14 protein-coding genes and 1 pseudogene are annotated in these 18,859 nt (G+C 70.1%); 7 read left to right on the forward strand and 8 right to left on the reverse strand.

The annotated features are described in order from the left end of the window. Nucleotides 1-441: 441 nt before the first annotated feature. From glgX to AC5WS8_RS09360, 3 genes and pseudogenes are all read left to right on the forward strand, one after another. Nucleotides 442-2,550: a glycogen debranching protein GlgX gene (gene glgX, locus AC5WS8_RS09350; RefSeq protein ID WP_496102845.1), complete on the forward strand. Its 2,109-nt coding sequence runs from the start codon at nucleotides 442-444 to the stop codon at nucleotides 2,548-2,550. A 107-nt stretch (nucleotides 2,551-2,657) separates the two neighbouring features. Next, nucleotides 2,658-5,009: a malto-oligosyltrehalose synthase gene (gene treY / locus AC5WS8_RS09355; RefSeq protein ID WP_496102846.1), complete on the forward strand. Its 2,352-nt coding sequence runs from the start codon at nucleotides 2,658-2,660 to the stop codon at nucleotides 5,007-5,009. Between the two features lie 133 nt (nucleotides 5,010-5,142). Beyond that, nucleotides 5,143-5,277: pseudogene (locus AC5WS8_RS09360) on the forward strand (hypothetical protein); the annotation flags it as partial. Between the two features lie 221 nt (nucleotides 5,278-5,498). On the opposite strand, the gene AC5WS8_RS09365 reads toward AC5WS8_RS09360, so the two are convergent. From AC5WS8_RS09365 to AC5WS8_RS09375, 3 genes are all read right to left on the reverse strand, one after another. Then, nucleotides 5,499-5,987: an SSI family serine proteinase inhibitor gene (locus AC5WS8_RS09365; RefSeq protein ID WP_496102847.1), complete on the reverse strand. Its 489-nt coding sequence runs from the start codon at nucleotides 5,985-5,987 to the stop codon at nucleotides 5,499-5,501. Next, nucleotides 5,984-7,309 (reverse strand): M14 family zinc carboxypeptidase, encoded by a 1,326-nt coding sequence (locus tag AC5WS8_RS09370; RefSeq protein WP_496102848.1) that lies wholly within the window; start codon nucleotides 7,307-7,309, stop codon nucleotides 5,984-5,986. Before AC5WS8_RS09370 ends, AC5WS8_RS09365 begins: the two co-directional genes overlap by 4 nt. A gap of 175 nt (nucleotides 7,310-7,484) precedes the next feature. Further along, nucleotides 7,485-8,036 (reverse strand): FHA domain-containing protein, encoded by a 552-nt coding sequence (locus tag AC5WS8_RS09375; RefSeq protein WP_496102849.1) that lies wholly within the window; start codon nucleotides 8,034-8,036, stop codon nucleotides 7,485-7,487. 172 nt (nucleotides 8,037-8,208) lie between these two features. Here AC5WS8_RS09375 and treZ point away from each other — a divergent pair, with 172 nt between their 5' ends. Continuing rightward, nucleotides 8,209-9,960 carry a malto-oligosyltrehalose trehalohydrolase gene (treZ, locus tag AC5WS8_RS09380; RefSeq protein WP_496102850.1) on the forward strand — a complete coding sequence of 584 codons (1,752 nt, stop codon included), beginning with the start codon at nucleotides 8,209-8,211 and terminating at the stop codon, nucleotides 9,958-9,960. Between the two features lie 83 nt (nucleotides 9,961-10,043). Here the strand turns inward: treZ and AC5WS8_RS09385 are convergent, their stop codons facing one another. From AC5WS8_RS09385 to AC5WS8_RS09395, 3 genes are all read right to left on the reverse strand, one after another. Further along, on the reverse strand, nucleotides 10,044-10,964 hold the full coding sequence (locus AC5WS8_RS09385) for an aminoglycoside phosphotransferase family protein (RefSeq protein WP_496103147.1): 921 nt from the start codon (nucleotides 10,962-10,964) through the stop codon (nucleotides 10,044-10,046). A 112-nt stretch (nucleotides 10,965-11,076) separates the two neighbouring features. After that, a complete protein-coding gene (locus tag AC5WS8_RS09390; RefSeq protein WP_496102851.1) occupies nucleotides 11,077-12,222 on the reverse strand; it encodes a M24 family metallopeptidase in 1,146 nt (381 codons plus the stop codon). Between the two features lie 726 nt (nucleotides 12,223-12,948). After that, nucleotides 12,949-13,773: a hypothetical protein gene (locus AC5WS8_RS09395; protein ID WP_496102852.1), complete on the reverse strand. Its 825-nt coding sequence runs from the start codon at nucleotides 13,771-13,773 to the stop codon at nucleotides 12,949-12,951. Between the two features lie 150 nt (nucleotides 13,774-13,923). On the opposite strand from AC5WS8_RS09395, the gene AC5WS8_RS09400 reads away from it, so the two are divergent. From AC5WS8_RS09400 to AC5WS8_RS09410, 3 genes are all read left to right on the forward strand, one after another. Next, nucleotides 13,924-14,334 (forward strand): SHOCT domain-containing protein, encoded by a 411-nt coding sequence (locus AC5WS8_RS09400; protein WP_496102853.1) that lies wholly within the window; start codon nucleotides 13,924-13,926, stop codon nucleotides 14,332-14,334. Between the two features lie 96 nt (nucleotides 14,335-14,430). Then, complete coding sequence (locus AC5WS8_RS09405) at nucleotides 14,431-14,919, forward strand: hypothetical protein (protein ID WP_496102854.1); 489 nt, start codon at nucleotides 14,431-14,433, stop codon at nucleotides 14,917-14,919. A 49-nt stretch (nucleotides 14,920-14,968) separates the two neighbouring features. Beyond that, a complete protein-coding gene (locus AC5WS8_RS09410) occupies nucleotides 14,969-15,289 on the forward strand; it encodes a hypothetical protein (protein ID WP_496102855.1) in 321 nt (106 codons plus the stop codon). Nucleotides 15,290-15,346: 57 nt separating this feature from the next. Here AC5WS8_RS09410 and AC5WS8_RS09415 read toward each other — a convergent pair whose 3' ends face one another. Then, a complete protein-coding gene (locus tag AC5WS8_RS09415) occupies nucleotides 15,347-15,880 on the reverse strand; it encodes a hypothetical protein (RefSeq protein WP_496102856.1) in 534 nt (177 codons plus the stop codon). 754 nt (nucleotides 15,881-16,634) lie between these two features. Further along, the gene (gene cyc2, locus AC5WS8_RS09420) at nucleotides 16,635-18,839 is read right to left on the reverse strand and encodes a germacradienol/geosmin synthase Cyc2 (protein WP_496102857.1); all 2,205 of its coding nucleotides are present in this window, start codon (nucleotides 18,837-18,839) and stop codon (nucleotides 16,635-16,637) included. Between the last annotated feature and the right edge of the window lie 20 nt (nucleotides 18,840-18,859).

Below are 18,859 nucleotides of genomic sequence, written 5' to 3' on the forward strand. Positions count from 1 at the left end.
GCTGCCCCTGCCGCCGGACTCCTCGGCCCCGCCGAGCCCGGCAGCCTGATCCCGACCACGGCGGCGGTACCTGTCCCCGGGACGGCCGCACCCGCCACCACCTTGCCCAGGTTGCGGTGCACTGTCCTGCGCGCGTGTCCCCCTACTCCCCCTGCGTTGCGGGAGTGGCTCAAGCCCCACTGGTTCGGCACACCAACGGCGCACGGTGGTCAGCGCGCGCCGGGTGTGCGCTGGTCGGCCGTTAAGAGGGGCGCACGCGCCGGATGGTTCCATCGTCGGTGGGATCGAGGGGCGCTGCCGACGGGCCATACTCGTCACTCGGTGAGCGACCGAGCAGGATGAATCAGGATTCCCGCTCGCCCGGAAGGGGGACGAGTCACTTTCGGGAACTCGGCCGCAAGGCGCCCCCAGAGGGCCGGCAAAGCTGGGAGAGTCGTATTCATGCAGGTCTGGCCTGGAGAGGCGTATCCGCTCGGTGCCACGTATGACGGCGCCGGAACCAATTTCGCGGTCTTTGCGGAGGCCGCCGACCGGATCGAGCTGTGTCTGCTGCACGACGACGGCTCGGAGACGGCGATCGAGCTGCGGGAGACGGACGCGTTCGTCCGGCACGCGTATCTGCCGGGGGTGATGCCCGGGCAGCGGTACGGGTTCCGGGTGCACGGTCCGTACGCCCCCGAGCGCGGGCTGCGCTGCAACTCGGCGAAGCTGCTGCTCGACCCGTACGCGCGTGCGATCAGCGGCTCGGTGAGGTGGGGCGAGGAGGTGTACGGCTACCCGTTCGGGTCCCCCGACAAGCGCAACGACCTGGACTCGGCGCCGTACACCATGGCGTCCGTGGTGATCAACCCGTACTTCGACTGGGGCGACGACCGCCGGCCGCGCACCGAGTACCACCAGACGGTGATCTACGAGGCCCATGTGAAGGGCCTGACCATGCGCCACCCGGACCTTCCGGACGAGCTGCGCGGCACATATGCGGCGCTCGCCCACCCGGCCGTCATCGAGCATCTGAGCGAGCTGGGCGTCACCACGCTGGAACTGATGCCCGTACACCAGTTCGTCAACGACCACCGTCTGTCGGACATGGGCCTGAGCAACTACTGGGGCTACAACACGATCGGGTTCTTCGCCCCGCACAACGCGTACGCCTCCTGGGGCGACCGCGGCCAGCAGGTCCTGGAGTTCAAGTCCGCCGTGAAGGCGCTGCACGAGGCCGGTATCGAGGTCATCCTGGACGTCGTCTACAACCACACCGCCGAGGGCAACCACCTGGGCCCGACGCTGTCCTTCCGCGGTATCGACAACCCCTCGTACTACCGGCTGGCGGACGACCCGCGGTACTACATGGACACCACGGGGACCGGCAACTCCCTGCTGATGCGCTCGCCGCACGTCCTGCAGCTGATCATGGACTCGCTGCGCTACTGGGTCACCGAGATGCATGTGGACGGCTTCCGTTTCGACCTGGCGGCGACCCTGGCGCGGCAGTTCCACGAGGTGGACCGGCTGTCCTCGTTCTTCGACCTGGTGCAGCAGGACCCGGTGGTCTCCCAGGTGAAGCTGATCGCCGAGCCGTGGGACGTCGGCGAGGGCGGCTACCAGGTGGGCAACTTCCCGCCCATGTGGACCGAGTGGAACGGCAAGTACCGCGACACCGTGCGCGACCTGTGGCGCGGCGAGCGGCGCACCCTCGCGGAGTTCGCCTCCCGGCTGACCGGCTCCTCGGACCTCTACCAGGACGACGGCCGCCGCCCGCTGGCCTCCATCAACTTCGTGACCTGCCACGACGGCTTCACCCTGCACGACCTGGTGTCGTACAACGAGAAGCACAACGAGGCCAACGGCGAGGACAACCGCGACGGCGAGAGCTTCAACCGGTCCTGGAACTGCGGGGCGGAGGGTGAGACCGACGATCCGGCGGTGCTCGAGCTGCGGGGCCGGCAGATGCGGAACTTCATCGCCACGCTGATGCTCTCCCAGGGTGTGCCGATGCTCAGCCACGGCGACGAGTTCGCACGCACCCAGAAGGGCAACAACAACGCGTACTGCCAGGACAGCGAGCTGTCCTGGGTCCAGTGGCCCGAGGACGGCAGCGATCTGCTGGAGTTCACGCGCGCGATGGTGTGGCTGCGCCGTGACCACCCGGTCTTCCGCCGGCGCCGTTTCTTCCACGGCCGCCCGGTGCAGGGCACGCACGACGAGCTGTCCGACATCGCGTGGTTCACCCCGGGGGGCGAGGAGATGACCCAGCGGGACTGGACGTCGGGGCAGGCGAGCGCACTGACGGTGTTCCTCAACGGCAACGCGATCTCCGAGCCGGGGCCGCGCGGCGAGCGGATCACGGACGACTCGTTCCTGCTGATGTTCAACCCCTCGCCGAAGACCCTCGACTTCGTGGTGCCGGTCGACCACGGGCGCCAGTGGCAGGTGGTCGTCGACACGGCCGTCCCGGAGGGGGTGCCGCCGGGCGCCGGCACGAAGATCGAGGCCGGGGGCCGGCTGACGCTGGTGGACCGGAGCCTGGCGGTGCTGCAGCGGCCCGACTAGCCGGGGTCCGGCCGCGGGGCACGCGCGCGGAGGACGTTTTCCGTGGGCGGCCCGGTCGGCGGCGCGTCGGTGACAGGAAAGGCGGTGGGGCGGGTACGTAGCTTTCCATGACACCTGAGCGTCCCGCCCCGGCGGTGCCCACGGCCACGTACCGGCTGCAGCTGCAGCCGCGGTTCCCGTTCGCCGCTGCGGAGGCGGCCGTGCCGTACCTGGCCGCCCTCGGCGTCTCGCACCTGCACCTGTCGCCGATCCTTCAGGCCGTCCCGGGCTCGGCGCACGGCTACGACGTCGTCGACCCCGCGCGCGTGCGGGACGAGCTGGGCGGCGAGGCCGGGCTGCGCTCCCTGGCGCGCACCGCGCGGGAGCACGGGCTGGGTCTGGTCGTGGACATCGTGCCCAACCACATGGCCGCCTCCCCGCGCCACAACCGCGCCCTGTGGGAGGTGCTGCGCGAGGGCCCGGCGTCGCCGTACGCACGCTGGTTCGACATCGACTGGGACGCCCAGGGCGGGCAGCTGCTGGTGCCGGTGCTCGGCGGCCGGCTCGGCGAGGTGATCGAGGATGTGAAGGTCGACGGGGACGTGCTGCGCTACCACGACCATGTGTTCCCGCTGCGCGAGGGCACCGCGAAACTGCCGCTGCCCCAGCTGGTCGACGCCCAGTGGTACCGCCCGGCGTGGTGGCGGCTGGCCCGTACCGAGCTGAACTACCGCCGGTTCTTCAGCATCTCGGAACTGATCGGCGTGCGCGTGGAGGACCCCGAGGTCTTCGCCGCGACCCACGGCACGCTGCTGCGGCTGCTCGACGAGGGGGTCGTCGACGGTCTGCGCGTCGACCATCCCGACGGTCTCGCGGACCCGGAGGCGTATCTGCGCCGGCTCGAGGAGGCCACCGGTGGGCGCTGGACGGTGGTCGAGAAGATCCTCGCGGTCGGCGAGCACCTGCCCACCGCCTGGCCGGTCGCGGGCACCACCGGGTACGACGCGCTGCGGCACGTGGAGGGGCTCTTCACCGACCCCGACGGCGCCGAGGAACTCCTCGGCCACTACCGGCTCTTCGCGATCCCGCGGGGCGACCGCGGCGGCCAGTGGGCCGCGACGGTGCGGCGCGCGGCCTACGAGGTGGTCACGCACGAGCTGGCGACCGAGGTGGAGCGCCTCACCCGTGTGGCGAGCCGCCTTTGCGCCACGTCCCCGGATCCGGCGCTGCGCGACCACGCCCCCTGGACGCTGCGCACCGCGCTGCGGGAACTGCTCGTCCGCATGGAGGTGTACCGTCCGTACGCCTCCCAGGACGCCGCCGCGGTGGTCACCGAGACGGCCGCCGCCGAGGCCCGGGCCGCGTTCACGGTGCCCGAGGAGGCGCACGCGGTGACCGTCGTACGGGACCTGGTGCTGGGACGGGCCGGAGAGGGAGCCGGCCTCGAGGAGTTCCGGGCCCGGTTCGCGCAGACGGCGTCGGCGCTGCGCGCCAAGTCCGTGGAGGACACGGCGTTCTACCGCTATGTGCCGCTGCTGTCGGCGAACGAGGTGGGCGGCGATCCCGGCACCCCCGCCGTCGCCCCGGAGGACTTCCACGCGTACTGCGCGCGCCTGCAGCGCGACTGGCCCGCCACGGGGACCGTGCTGTCGACGCACGACACCAAGCGCAGCGCGGACGTCCGGGCGGCGCTCTCGGTGCTCACCCAGTGCCCGCAGCGCTGGGACGACGTGCTGGCCGAAGTGACCCGTGCGGACGGTGACGCGCCCGACCCGCAGCTGGCCTGGGCGGCCTGGCAGACGCTGTTCGGGCTCGGGCAGGCGGACGAGGAGCGCCTGAAGGGGGCGCTGCTCAAACACGTCCGGGAGGCCGGACTGCACACCTCGTGGACCGAACGGGACCCCGCCTACGAGGAGGCGGTGGCGGCGTTCGTCTCCGAGGGCCCGTGCGGGGCGCCGGGACGGCCCGTGACGGCCCTGCGGGAGGAGCTGGCACCGCACATCCGGGCGAACGTCCTCGGGGCCGCTCTGGTCCAGCTGACGATGCCGGGGGTGCCCGACGTCTACCAGGGCACCGAGGGCGAGTACCGGGCGCTGGTCGACCCGGACAACCGGCAGCCGTTCGCACCGCGGCAGACGGCCTCGGACAAGGCGGACCTCACCAGAGCCGCGCTGCTCCTGCGCCGCCGGCGCCCGGAGGTCTTCGGCGCGTCGGGGACGTACGCGCCGCTCACGGCCGAGGGCCCCGGCGCGGCACACTGTGTGGCCTTCGTGCGCTCCGATGAGGTGCTCACGGCGGTCACGCGGCTGTCGCTGCGCCTGTCGGACGCGGGTGGCTGGAGCGACACGTCCCTGCCCCTGCCACCCGGCCGCTGGGCCGACGTCCTCCTCCCCGAGCGGCAGTTCGAGGGGCGCGTGCGGGTGGCGGACCTGTTCGCGCGGCTGCCGGTCGCGCTGCTGGAGCGGGTCGGCGGGCGGTGACGATCTCCGATCGCCCTGTCACCACGCCCGAGCTCCCGCACCGCACTGGCTTCGTCCGGCCGGGGCGCCGTCGTCGCCCGTCGGCCACGCGGCCGTGCCCCGGGTCACCTGCTCGTCGCCGCAGGCCGCGGCCGTGGGTCGAGCGACGGCGGAGGCAGGCGCACACGGCCACGAGGTGGACGGCAGCACCATGCCGCTGACCACCGTCGCCAAGCGCCTGGTGCAGGGGCGGGGCGGCATGGTGAGGGTCGTCGCCGAGAAGGGGGGCGGTCAGGTACTCGGCGCGCGCCTGGTGGGCCGGGGCGTCTCCGAGATGATCGCCGGGTGCCGGCCGGTCGTCGGCCGGGAGGCCGGCCGTCCGACGGGGCGCGGCAGATGCACGTCCGGCCCACGCCGTCCGAGGCGGTCGCGGAGGCGTGCCTCGCCCTCGCGGGGCGCGGGCTGCACCAGCAGTGAGCCCGCGCGTCCGCCTTCACGCGTGTGGGGACGTCAGCTCCTTCCCCGCGCGCGGGGGGTGCCGTCGGCGGCCCCGTGTGCGTGGCGCCTGCCCGGCAGCGACCGGGCCGGGGCCCGGTCCGACAGCGCGAACACCGCGCCGGTCTTCGCCTCCAGGTCGCAACTGTTGGCGAAGGTGTGGGTGTAGTCCACCTGGTGGCCGTTCCACTCGCCGCGTGCGGAGACGGTCACGGGGGCGTACAGCATCGTGCAGTAGCTGTGTGCGGGCGGGATGCGGCGGATGTCCCCCTGCACGGCGGACAGTTGGCCGCAGGCCTGGGCCGCCCGTGCGTGCCCCTGGGGCGGGTTGCAGATCAGGAGCGTGCCGCGGACGTCCCGGGAGCGGGCGTCGCCCTTGGTGACCGTCAGATAGAGCCAGTTGCCGCCGGTGGCCGGCCGGGGCGCGGCCTGGGCCGGAGTCGTGATGAGCAAGGCGGTCGCGGCGAGCAGGGCGCCGCGCAGGGCCAGGATCGTCTTGTTCATTCCCTGTGCATCGGCACCGCGGGCGCCGAACCCCAGTCCGTCTCACCCGAATGGGAGGGTACGGACGCGTACCGCGCGGCCAGTTCGAAGGCGGCGAGCACCACGCGCGCCTGGTACTCGGTCTGGCGCGCGACCGGGATCCAGCGTGCCCCGTAGCCGTCGTGGTAGTCGGCGCACCAGGCGTCGATCAGCCGGTCCAGCTCGGGCAGCACGTCGGTCGCCGCGCGTCCGGCGGCCCTGGCGAGCTGGTGCAGCAGGCCCGCGGTGCGCAGTGCGACCCGGCGGCCCGAGATGCCGAGGGCGGTCAGCCGTGCGGTGTCCAGCGGCGGCAGCGGCCGCTGTCCGGCGCCGTACAGGTTGGGGTCCCAGGAGTCGGCGAGTCCGGGTCCGACCAGTAAATAGTCGTCCACCGGGGCGAGCAGCCGGGCCGCGTCCGGCACGGCGTCCAGGTGGGGACGGACACGGTCCAGCAGGCTCTGCAGAAGGCGCGTGTCGTTGCGCAGCGCGCCGCTGACGGCCCTCAGGACCGCGTCGGGGTCGGCGAGCGGCGAGGGGTCCTCCACGGCCGTCACGCCCCACATGGGCGCCTCCACGACCGCGGTGACGGTGCCGTAGCGGTGCGGGTGGAACCAGGTCGACTCGACCGCGGCCTCGGTGATCGCGGCGGCGAGGTCGCCGCGGCGCGGGGGCGGGATGCGGTACACGGCGGGCCCGAGGAGCGGCCAGTACAGGGTGTCGTACGGGCCGAGTTCGCGCGGGATGCCGAGCCGGGCCGCGGCGTGCGCGAGCCGCTGGGCCATACCCGGCAGGTCGCGGGTCAGTTCGACGAAACCGCCGCCGACGTCCACGCCGTGCAGGGAACACTGGAAGAAGGGCCGCAGCTCGTCCTGGAGGTCCAGCAGGGCGCGGGTCTCGGGCAGGGCGGCGTGATCGGCGCCGTCGGGCAGCCACTCGGGCTGTTCGAGGAAGCCGGGACGGAAGAAGTTCCGGAAGTACCGGCCGAGGGTGTACGGGCCGGACAGCCAGCCCTCGTTGCGCCGGGCACCGTCGGGATCGAGGCACAGCAGCAGGTTCCAGGTGGTGTCGGCGTCCCTGCCGAGCCGGGGGTCGGCCAGTGCCCGTTCGGCCAGGCGCAGGGCGGTGGCGCCGCCGACGGGCTCGTTGGCGTGCGGCCCGGCGACGACGAGGGCGTGTCGGCTGCCGTGGCCGACGGAGAGCAGCCACAGCGGCGTGCCACCACGGGACGTGCCCACACGGCGCAACCGGGCGTCGCGTGGACGGCGGGCGGCCAGCGCGGCGGCACGGGCGCCGAGTTCGTCCACGGTCGGGTAACGGAGGAGGGGCGGCAGGGCACACCTCCCCTGTGCGGTGTCGTCGATTCACCTGCTGTGCGTGGCGTACGCACAGTCAGTCACGGCTGGGCAGGTACGTCAACACCGTTGGCGGTACCGGAGGCCGGGTCACGGCGGGACGGCACTCCGTCGGCGTAACGGCCGGCTACTCCGACGTCAGACGGAACGTCATCCTCCCGAAGCCGACCTGGTCGCCCTCTCGGACGACCGCGGCGCCGATCACCCTGCGGCCGTTGACCGTCGTGCCGTTCGTGGAGCCGAGGTCGCGCAGTATCCACAGGCCGCCCTGGCGGCTCAGTTCGGCGTGCACACGGGAGACCGTCTCGTGGCTGAGCCGGAGGCCGCTCGCGGGGTCACGGCCGATCCGCAGCGGGCAGGGGCTGCCCGGGTGGGGCAGCAGCAGCTTGGGCAGCCGCTCGGCCCGCCAGGCCCGCCGCAACCGCGCGGTGAACCCGGAGACCGCCTCCACGGTCCTGAACACCCTTCGCGACCAGCGCTTCTCGGCGGGCAGGTCCGCGGTGAGCGGGGCCAGCTCGTGCCGCTGCCGGGCGACCAGGGCCAGCTCCATGCGCCGGATGAACGTGTCGTGCGACAGGCGTCCCAGGGCGACACCGTCGCGGAGCATCTTCAGCGCCCTGTCGCGTTCGGCGTCCGAGAGCCGCGCCGGGTACGTGTGGAACTCGAAAGACGACGTCACGGACGTGATTGTCGGTCAGTCGGACCTGACGTGTCCAGGAAACCAGCGAAGGCCCCGGGCCGCCGTCAGGGTCGTTCCGGGTGACGAAAGGGCCGATCGGGCGGCGAAGTGATCGCGTTTTGACGCACCATGGACGGGCTACATCACGATGGGCGGACGAGGGGGAACGTCAGTGCGGTTCGAGGTCTGGGCACCACAGGCCACCCGGGTCACGCTCCACTGCGGCGGTGCCACGCGCGCTTTGGAGCGGGAGCGCGATCCGGAGCGCGCCGGGTGGTGGGCGGGCGAGGCGGAGGCCGAGGACGGTACGCGGTACGGGTTCGCGCTGGACGACGGACCGCTGCTGCCCGATCCGCGCTCGCGGCGCCAGCCGGAGGGGCCCGACGGGCCGAGCGCGGTGGTCGACCACGGACGGTACGCGTGGCGTGCCGCGTGGCCGGGGCGCGGGCTGCCGGGCGCGGTCCTGTACGAGCTGCACGTGGGCACGTACACCCGTGAGGGCACGCTGGACGCGGCGGCCGAACGGCTGGAGCACCTGGTGGAACTGGGCGTCACCCACGTCGAGTTGATGCCGGTGTGCCCCTTCCCGGGGCGGCACGGCTGGGGCTACGAGGGCGTCTCGCTGTGGGCGGTGCACGAACCGTACGGCGGCCCCGCGGCGCTGAAACGGTTCGTCGACCGGGCGCACGCACTCGGGCTCGGTGTCGTGCTGGACGTGGTCCACAACCACCTCGGCCCCTCCGGCAACCACCTGCCCGCGTTCGGCCCGTACTTCACCGACACCCACCACACGCCCTGGGGCGCCGCCGTGAACCTGGACGCGCCCGGCTCGGACGAGGTCCGCGCGTATCTGGTCGGCAGCGCCCTGGCCTGGCTGCGCGACTACCGGATCGACGGCCTGCGCCTGGACGCGGTGCACGCGCTGCACGACACGCGCGCGGTCCACTTCCTGGAGGAGCTGTCGCAGGCGGTGGCCGCGCTGGCCGCCGAGGTGGGCCGGCCGCTGTTCCTGATCGCCGAGTCCGACCTGGCCGACCCACGACTCATCACCGCCCGCACGGAGAACGGCCTCGGTGTCCACGCCCAGTGGAACGACGACTTCCACCACGCCCTGCACACCGCGCTGACCGGCGAGTCACAGGGCTACTACGCGGACTTCGCCCGCGCGCCCTTCGCGGCCCTCGCCAAGACCCTGACGGGCGGCTTCTTCCACGACGGCACGTACTCGACGTTCCGTGGCCGTCGGCACGGCCGCCCGCTGGACCGCAGCCGGGTGTCCGCGCACCGACTGCTCGGCTACTCCCAGACCCACGACCAGGTCGGCAACCGAGCCCTGGGCGACCGGCTCTCGGCGTCCCTCTCCCCCGGCCTCCTCGCCTGCGCGGCGACGCTGGTGCTGACCGCGCCCTTCACACCGATGCTGTTCATGGGCGAGGAGTGGGCCGCGGGCACTCCTTGGCAGTTCTTCACCGACCACACCGATCCGGACCTCGCCGACGCCGTACGGCGGGGCAGGCGCCGGGAGTTCACGGCGCACGGCTGGGCGGAGGAGGACGTGCCCGACCCCCAGGACCCGGCGACCCGGGACCGCTCCTGCCTGGACTGGTCCGAGCTCGGACGCGAGCCTCACGCGCGGGTGCTGGCCTGGTACCGGGAGCTGGCCGCCCTGCGCCGCACCCAGCCCGACCTGACGGACCCCGACCTCGGGGACGTGAAGGTCACCTACGACGAGCGCGCACGCTGGCTCGCCTTCCGCCGCGGGGACGTCCGGGTCGCCGTCAACCTCGCCGAGGAGCCGGCACCGATCCCCCTCGGGCTGCGCAACGCGCGTGTGCTGGCCGCCTGGGAGCCGGTTCGGCCTCCGGACCAGGACGGGGTGGTGACGCTGCCGGGCGAGTCGTGCGTGGTGCTGACGCAGGAGTGAGAAACCGGCGCGTGCGCATGCGCACGTGTGTGCGCGCTCGGACATGACACTCACGCACCCGCCCGGCATCCCGCCGCCCCCGCCTACGGCGTCTCCTGCCCCGGCAGTTCCGTGACGCGCTCCAGCAGGATCGGCTCCCAGGCGCGGCGCAGGCGGCCCCGGAGGTCCGCCTGCGGGGTGTCGCCTCGGCCCCTGAGCCGGTCGGCCAGGGTGACGAGCGCGTCGCAGCGGGCCAGCCACAGACCGCGCAGACAGGGGCGGGCACCGTAGCCGGCGAGGGTGGCGGCGCGGACCGCGGCGGGGGCGCCGACGGCCGCGGAGAGTCCCGCGATGTCCTCGGCCGGGTCGCCGATCACCGCGTCGTACCAGCCGAGGACGCCGCGCACCCGCCCGTCGTCGCTCACCACGAGGTGGTCGCTGCGGAGGTTGCGGTGCACCAGGACGGCCGCGCCGGGCTGGGCGGCCAGCCGGCAGGCGGCGGACGCGGGGAACTGGGCGAGCCGGGCCGGGTCGAACTCGTCCCGCTCGGCGAGACGCTGCGCGGCGTGCGCGGCGGCGGTGCGCACGGCCTCCAGGGAGCGGGGCGGGACACGCGGCACGCCGAGCGACTCGGCCTGCCGTACGGGTACCTCGCGCAGGCCCGAGAGCAGGGCTGCGAGGTCCGCCTCGCCGACCGCGGAGACGTCCCGTTCGCCTCCGGTCGAGCCGGGCAGCCGGATGTCGAGGGTGTAGCCGAGGCCGGTGCCCCACTCTCCGTGCGCCACGCTCGTCGGCACCGCCGTCCCGATGTGCGGCCGCACCAGGGCCCGCAGCCGCAGTTCGCGGCGCTGGCGGGCGGTGGCGTCCCGGTCGGGTGCCAGCCGCAGCACATGGCGTGCGCCGACCCACCAGGTGGCGTGGCCGCCCTCGGCGACGGGTGTCACGTCCGGTTCGTCGCCGTCGTGGAGCAGGGTGCGGACCAGTCGGCGTACGGTCTCCGCCGTCGGTGTCGGTGCCTGGGTCATGATCGCGCCGTTGTCGTCTCGGGGGCGTTGCTCGGGGCTTGTGCTGCCGGGTCGGGCGGCCGTCGCCGCCTCGCGGTCGCGTCGGCGGTCGGCCACTGCCTCCTCCGCTCCTTCAGTCGACCGTCGCCATCTCACGGGGCGTGTTGTTCAGGCGGCGTCCGCCGTCCTCGGTCACCGTCACGATGTCCTCGATGCGGACCCCGAAGCGGCCGGGCAGATACACACCGGGCTCCACGGAGAAGCACATGCCGGGGACGAGAGGCTGTTCCTCCCCCTCGATCATGTACGGCGGCTCGTGCGTGGTGACGCCGATGCCGTGCCCGGTGCGGTGGATGAAGTACTCCCCGTACCCGGCGCCGGCGATGACCGCGCGGGCCGCCCGGTCGACGTCCTGACAGGCCGCGCCGGGCCTGACCGCGCAAAAGCCCGCCTCCTGAGCGGCGCGCACCAGGTCGTGCACGCGGCGCTCCTCGTCGGTGGGTTCGCCGACGTGGACCGTGCGGGTGGTGTCGGAGCCGTAGCCGTGCTTGAGGCCGCCGAAGTCGAGGACGACCATGTCGCCGCGTCCGATGACGCGCTCGCCGGCCTCGTGGTGCGGGTTGGCGCCGTTGGGGCCGGAGGCGACGATGGTGAAGTCGACCTGGGAGTGGCCGAAACGCCGGAGCAGGCCGGCGAGGTCCGCGGCGACCTCACGCTCCCGGCGACCGGCGAAGGGGACCTTCCGGATCTCCTCGTAGGCCGCGTCGGCGGCGGCGCCCGCGGCGGCCAGCCGGTCGAGTTCCGCGGCGTCCTTGACGGCCCGCAGCATCGGCAGAGCGCGGGTGAGCGCGACGTGGCCGGTGTCGGGCAGCCGCTCGCGCAGGCCGAGCAGGTGGAGGGCCCAGGCGTTGTCGCTGATGGCGTAGCGGCCGGCGGCGGTCAGCAGGGAGGCGGCCGCGTCGTACGGGTCCTTGCCGTCGGTCCAGTCGCGCAGCGTCAGGGCGGCCCCGCCGGGCGCCCCGGCGGCGTCGGGCGCCTCCAGGGTGGGCACGACGAGGACGGGGTCGTGTCCGGCGCGCAGGACCAGCAGGGTGAGGCGTTCGGTCTCCACCGGGCGGTACCCCGTCAGCCACACCAGGTCGGGTCCGGGCGCGACGAGGACCCCGTCGAGCCCGGCCCCTGCGGCGGCGTCCGCGGCACGCCGCATCCGGGCCGCGTAGTCCTCGACGGTGAAGCGCGCGGGACCGTCCGTGCCGGGCGGTACGGGCGTGCCGGTCATCGATAACCTCCGCTGGTCCGGTTCCTCCCAGGTCTACGGGCAGCATCCTGCCCCTCCGCAGGGGCGGACGCGAGCCCATTGCGACCATGACGGCCGCGCACCGGGTCACCGCCCGCGCACGGGGTCACCGCGCGGCCCGCGCTGCGTGCCCGAGCAGCGATCGTCGGACGTGAACCACGCGGCGGGCCGGGCATGGTCGGCATGGCCTCCGACATGCCGTGCCGACACGGCGCACACCGCCCGTCCCGCCCTCGTCGGGGGCCTGCCGGGCCACTTCTTCTGCCTGGCGACGCTCTTCCAGCCGGAACCCCTGGGCGGCGGCTCTCGCCCGCACGGGTAGGGGGCAGACCTTGATCCAATGGCCGCCTTTGTACCGAGCATTGTAGCAATACAAAGTGGAGTACAAAGCAATTACCCGCCGTAATCGAATTCCAATTCCCGCCTAATTCAATTCTAATTCGCCATTCAGCACGACTAATTCCCCGGATTCCGAGGGTGGCTAAGATTCGGATTCCTGTAACTCGCTTTCGCGACTCCGGGGAATGTCTATTCCTCGCTATTCACTGACAGCCCTACGGCTATGCAGAACGGTTGCAGTGAGTAGCTATGCGGAGTCTGCGGAGGGGTTACTACACGTGACCGTGACAGCGGGTGGCCGCGGCCTCTGCCTAAGCATCTGCGCAGGTGACAGGGATGGTGAGGCTTGCTGTCCTCTCCTGTTGACCTCTAAGTTGATGCTCCATTGGTTGCGCCGAATTTCTGTTTGAGGTCGGCTAGCAATGCCTCACTCCAAATCCCGTTCGGGCGCTCAAAAAGCTCCCATGCTTCGTCTGGCACGGAAAATTCGTCCCAACCGATGGCGAGCAAAATGAGGCACATTGCCATGACATCCCGGAAGTACACGTACACCAGGCGTACGGAGTCCGCTTCCCAGACTGGTCCGTTACTGCCACCCCAGAGAGCGACGTTCGCCGCATCGGCCTGCGAGTGGATGTACCCCGACAACTCCTTGTAGAGCTTGCTGAGTACGTCCTTGGCTCCCGTACCGAGAGTCGGCGTCAACCAGTCCCGTGCGTTGCCGAACTTCGGCGGCTCACTCGTCCCGCTGAGCCACCTTTGCAGACCGGGGTTGTCCTGTCGTACGGCGAAACCGGTCGCGATCGTCATGTTGTCCAGAGCACTACGGAGGGTCGCAAGTCCTTGCCGGTAGTACCCGTGCGCCGTGGTGAAGATGGCCGCGTTGAAGTCGTCACCGCTGTCCCACGCTGCGTTGTGAACGTACGGGGCCTTATCGACGTCCAACGGCAGTGTCATGATCCAGGAACTGTGCAGCCTGAGCATCTGCGCCAGTTGTGTGCCGTGGTTGTCGGACGTCCGCAGCAGTACGTCAGTGGGCAGCGCCATGAGCTCTCCCCACTCCTTCTCGGGGATGACGTCCCGAGGCGAGCCGTACGGCCCGCTAGTCCAGGCAAACGCCTCGTCTGGGAGGTAGTTGCGCCTCGCGCGGAAGTCGTCGGCCTCAATACTCGGGGACGGGTCCTGTTTCGCCATACGAACACCATCTCACCCTGTGTGTCTGCACAGCTACGAATTATTCGGCGTCGAGCTGTCCAGCATCTTCCTGGTACCGATTGTGCGGTTCGGGGTGTGTAGGGGGTAGGCCGGTTGCCGTGGCGCTCTGCGGCCGGAACCATGGTCGCCATGGACGACGCTCTACGGACTGTTCGGATCACATACGAGGGCCCGCCTGCCCTGGTAAGTGCACTTGCCCAGACGCTCGGGGCAGACGGTAGGACCGAAGTGGACTACGAGCCTCCCGAGGAACAGCGTGATGCTTTGGGTGCTGCGGGTCTGGCTCTCGCGGCCGTTGATCTATTCGTGACGACGACCGGCACAGACGAGTACGTCAAAGATGCCGTGAGAGGGTTTCTCAACAGGTTTCGGCGAGCAGACCCCAGCGTCACAATCAATGGCGAACCGGCCTCAACTGACGTATCAACAGGCAGCGTTGCAGACGACCTGGCCAAGTTGGCTCAGCTTCACGCCGATGGACACCTAACGGATGAGGAGTTCGCCCAAGCTAAAGCCCGGATTCTTGGCACCAATCCCTGAGCGACTGTGAGAGACCGTCCGGGGCACGTGTGTTGGACAGGGTTCGGGACGTAAACCCCTTGGACATCTGGCGGCTTGGCGACCGAGAATGCCGCCATGGTCAACACCTCAGCCGATGACTGGTCACCAGCCGACAACCCGTATGCGATTGCTGTCTCTCAGGCTCACTGGTGGAGGGATGCCGCCCGGTTGGCCGTCGTCCGCATGCGTAGCGATGACCATATCCGTTTGGGTTGGTACAGCGCCCCGCAGATTGATGCTCGTAACCTCATTTTTGCTCTGCGGCAACTTCTCTCAGCCGAGAAGCTCGAACAGGAAGCGTTGAAAGAACTCGGCATTGATCAAGCCGTTCGTGATGCGCTTACTCAAGCACGAGAGAAATACGAAGGCGCATTGCCCGGCATCAAGAACATGCGCGATGGACTCATGCACTTTGAGGACTGGTCACGCGGTAAAGGCAGGTTCGGTCCGCAGAAGGAAGCCCGCGATGCCGGTAGAGAGCTCCGCGAAATAGTCACGAGACTTCTGGGGGTTTGGCTACGATCCCAGGGCGGGCACAGTGTCATTCGGCCCGTACACCATTGACATCGCTACGGCTGAACACGCCGCTGCTGAACTCTGCCATTCGATCTACATGGCGGCTCGCGAGGTGGACACGAGGAATACAACCGAGTTGCGAGACAGAACCATCGACGCGCTCACCGCTTCTGGAATGGCGTGTGACTCGCCAGACTCACTAATCAAGATCTCCACCGGGATGGACTTCAAAGTCTGGGTGTCGCTCGATATGCACGCTGCCCACGATGAACCTGCGTACCAGGAACTAGCGTTGAAGACAACTGCCGCCCTCTCTGCCGCTGGGTTTTCCCTCGTCTCGCCCATGGAGTCGGAGGGCAGGAACGCGGTGAATAGATTGGCGCGGGGAGAGTTGCTGTACGTCGAAGTGAACTCCTGAGATTGGGTCTGCCCCCCGTCTGGCATTATAGATTAACGGGAGCAGAGCCATCCTCAACTACCCCAATGACTTGTCAGCCCAAGCCGAGAGAACTTCCCGCCACTCTCTACGCGCAATATTGGTGCTCTTCCACTTGGATACAGGAAGCTCACTTCCGAAGTCTTCGACAGCTGCAGCTACCGCTACACGGATAAGTGACTCTCTGAGTTCCGGGCGAGGTGTGCTCTCTCTGTTGAGAACCTTACGGACGTGCCGACTCCCAATCTCGCGCCCTTCGCTCCTCAGTACGTCGGCAAGTTGCTGACTCTTCCCCCGGAACATGTTCTCTAGAGTCGGAATCACGAACCTCTCAAAGTCATCTCTACCGGTTCCGTAATCGGTGACTACTGAGCCGGCCTCGATCACTGTATTAGTCTCACGCTCTTCCAAGAGGTTGGTTTCCTTACCCTGATGTTCCCAAGCAACGACCTTCACGTGATGCCGCTGGAGTACACCACGGGTTATACGACGACACGGCTTGCCGTCGAGGTCCGCGAATTTCTCCTCTGGGTGCACGCTGTAGCTGTCCACCACGTCCGCATAGCTCTGCACGCATACGACCGGGTAGCCGTCGATTGCTTCCAGCTCTGCGGGTAGGTCGGTAGCGATTCGGTATCCATGCCCCCCAGGGTCATGGATGTTCTGAAACTCGATGTCCTGCCACTCATCAGAGTTAGTGCTGTACGGGCCTATGAGGCGGAAGTCTGGGCCGCGGCGTGATGTGGTTAGCGACTACGGGAGCCATCATGAACCCATAGGGCTTGATTTGGTCCGCGTATTCCTTGCCCTCGTTCCACCTCCGCAGATTGTGATACATGCTCCAGGTGGAAACGCTGACGCGAGACATTGCGGGGCGGGAGAACCACTCAGGCTTCGGAGGCTTGAGACCAGCACCGCTCATAATGATGTATCGCCAGATATCTCGAATCCATTCGCGCTGCCCTCGTTCTTCCCTCCTGGCAGGATCTTCGGGATTCATGTACTGGCCTAGCCCGTGTTCCTTATTTTCGACGATGCGCAACCCACCGTCTTCGGCTATCTCAAACTCTGCATAGCGTTTTGCTGATATCGCGTAGCAGTAGACCTGTACCCCGTTCAGGTCTTCCGGCCGTTCTCTCTTCAGCATTCAAGGTCTGCCCCCTACCCGCTCTCGCCCGCACCCCGTCTCACGGGCACGTGCGCAAGGCGCGGGGGAGCACGCCGGGCGGCGTGCGCAGGTGCAGCCCGTGTGACCACCGGTCCGGGCGCGGCGGACCGTCAGCACATGTGGCCGTTGTGTCCGGTGTCGGCCGGGCCCGGGGCGCGGTCAGCGGGCCGTCGGCGCCGCTCGCAGGGCGACGGCCGAAGCCAGGTCCGGGACGAAGCCGTGGCAGCGGCGGGCCAGGTCGGCGGGACCGTAGCGGTGGCAGTCGCGGTGCCAGTTCAGGATGGCCGCCATGTAGTTGCGCAGGTCGGCCACATAGCCGTCCATGACCTCGCGTGCCCTTTCCGGGAGTGCGTGGTCCTCGAACAGCACCGGCAGTTCGCGGGCGGCCACGTGCTGGAACTGCTCCATGCGCTGGTTCATCAGGTCGCCCACGATGTGCACCGCCGTCGGGTAGTCGCAGCCGAAGAAGTTCTGCACCACCAGGAGCGCGTTGTGGATCTCGCCCTCGTACTGGATCTCCTTCTGGTACGAGAAGACGTCGTTGACGAGCATCGCGTAGTCGACGGCCGCGTTCTCCAGCGCGCGGACCGTGCCGCTGCGGTACACCTCCGGCGGGACCGCGGGGCCGTGGCCCAGGCGGCACAGGTTCTTGGTGAGGTCGGCGCCGAAGGTGGCGCGCCGCATCTCCAGGTAGTCGACGGGGTCCGGGATGCGGTTCTGCAGCTGGTTGGACAGCTCCCACAGCCAGCTGACGGTCATGTCGTCGACGGCGGCGCGCAGCGATCGCCGCTGGTCCGGGGTCATCCCGGCAGTCGTGCGCGCCCACAGGTCGATCAACCCCCGTTCCAGCCCGTTGGCGGGGACGGGGAGCTCCTCCCCGTCGAGGGGCATGCACGACGACAGCCGCTCGGTGCACAGCCTGGCCGTGGCGAGATCGCGGCGGTGGCCGAAGACGAGCGGGTAGTAGTCGTCGCCGTAGGTGCCCCAGGCCAGCCATTGGGAGCTGAGGTCGAGCGCCTCGGGGGTCGCGTCCGGGTCGAGTCCCGCCGCGCACAGCGGGAGGTCGTAGGCGGCCAGCTTGTCCTCGTCCCAGACGCCCTCCCGGAGCATGCCCGTCCGGTGCATCCAGGGGGTCAGCCGGCCACGGGCGCCGTCCAGGTGGGGGCTGAGCTTCACCTCGTAGGGCATGTGGAGGTCGGGGATCAGGGAGGGACCCACCTGCTGGAAGGGACGGTGGGTGTACGCGCGCAGCCTCCCCCACTGCCCGAAGGGCGTGGGAGGTGCCCCCATGGCACCGGCGTCCGCGAGCAGCCCGTGCACCTCGGCAGCGGACGTGCCGGGGCCGGAGAGGCCGAAGGGGCGCCGCCGGGAGCGGGCCTTCTCGTTCATGTAGCGGCTGGAGCGCATGTGCCATTCGTGGCCGCCGGACTGCCAGTCCTGCAGTCCCTTCGCGTACGCGGCGACGGCGGCGAGCTCGTCCGGGGCGAGTCCCTTGTCCAGGGCCAGCGCGGGGACTTCGGTGCACGCGGTGTGCTCGAACTGGTGCAGGCGTGAGGTGAGGATGTCGTTGACGGCGTCGGCCGCCTGCTGGGTGGTGCAGCCGAAGAAGGTCTCCAGGACGAGGACGCCGTTGCTGTTCTCGCCCTCCTCCTCCACCTCGCGCTGGTAGGAGAAGAGGTCGTTGCGCAGGTGGACCGCGTCGGCGAACGTCTCCGTGAGCACGCGCAGCGGGCGGGAGCCCGCCACCCGGGCGGGTACCTCGGCGGTGGCGTACTCGACGAGTCCCGCGGACCAGGGGGCGCCGCCCACCTTGCGGCGCATCTCGATGTACTCGACGGGGTTGGCGATCCGCCCTTCGTCGATGTTGGACAGCTCCCACAGGGACTCGTTGAGCAGGTGCTCGGTGGCGACGGCGAAGCGGCTCCGCCAGTCGGGCGACATGGACGGCACCGTGCGTGCCCACAGGTCGGCGAGTCCCGCCTCCACCGGGTTCTCCGGGGCCGGTACCGGGGTGCTGAGGTCCAGGGGCATGAACAGCGGGAGGCGGTCCAGATAGGCCTTGCCGCCCTCGCGGTCCTGGGTGCGTTTGAAGGTCTCCAGGAAGTGGTCGTCGAAGAAGAACACCCACACGTACCAGTCGGTGATCAGGGAGAGGGCGGCCGCGTCGCAGTCGGGGTGGGTGTACGCGCACAGCAGCCCGTAGTCGTGCGCGTCGAGGTCGGACTGCTCCCAGATGCCGGAGCCCTCCAGCATGCCCATGGCACGGGCCCACCGCGTGGAGTGGGCGCGGGCCTCCTCGACATGCGGGTTCAGCCGAGCGGGATACGGCATGTAGAAGTGCGGGAGGTCGAACGGCTGCGTCATGGGCGGGTCCTGCCCGCGGG

The sequence above is a fragment of the Streptomyces sp. PTL18 genome (genome assembly GCF_059510295.1).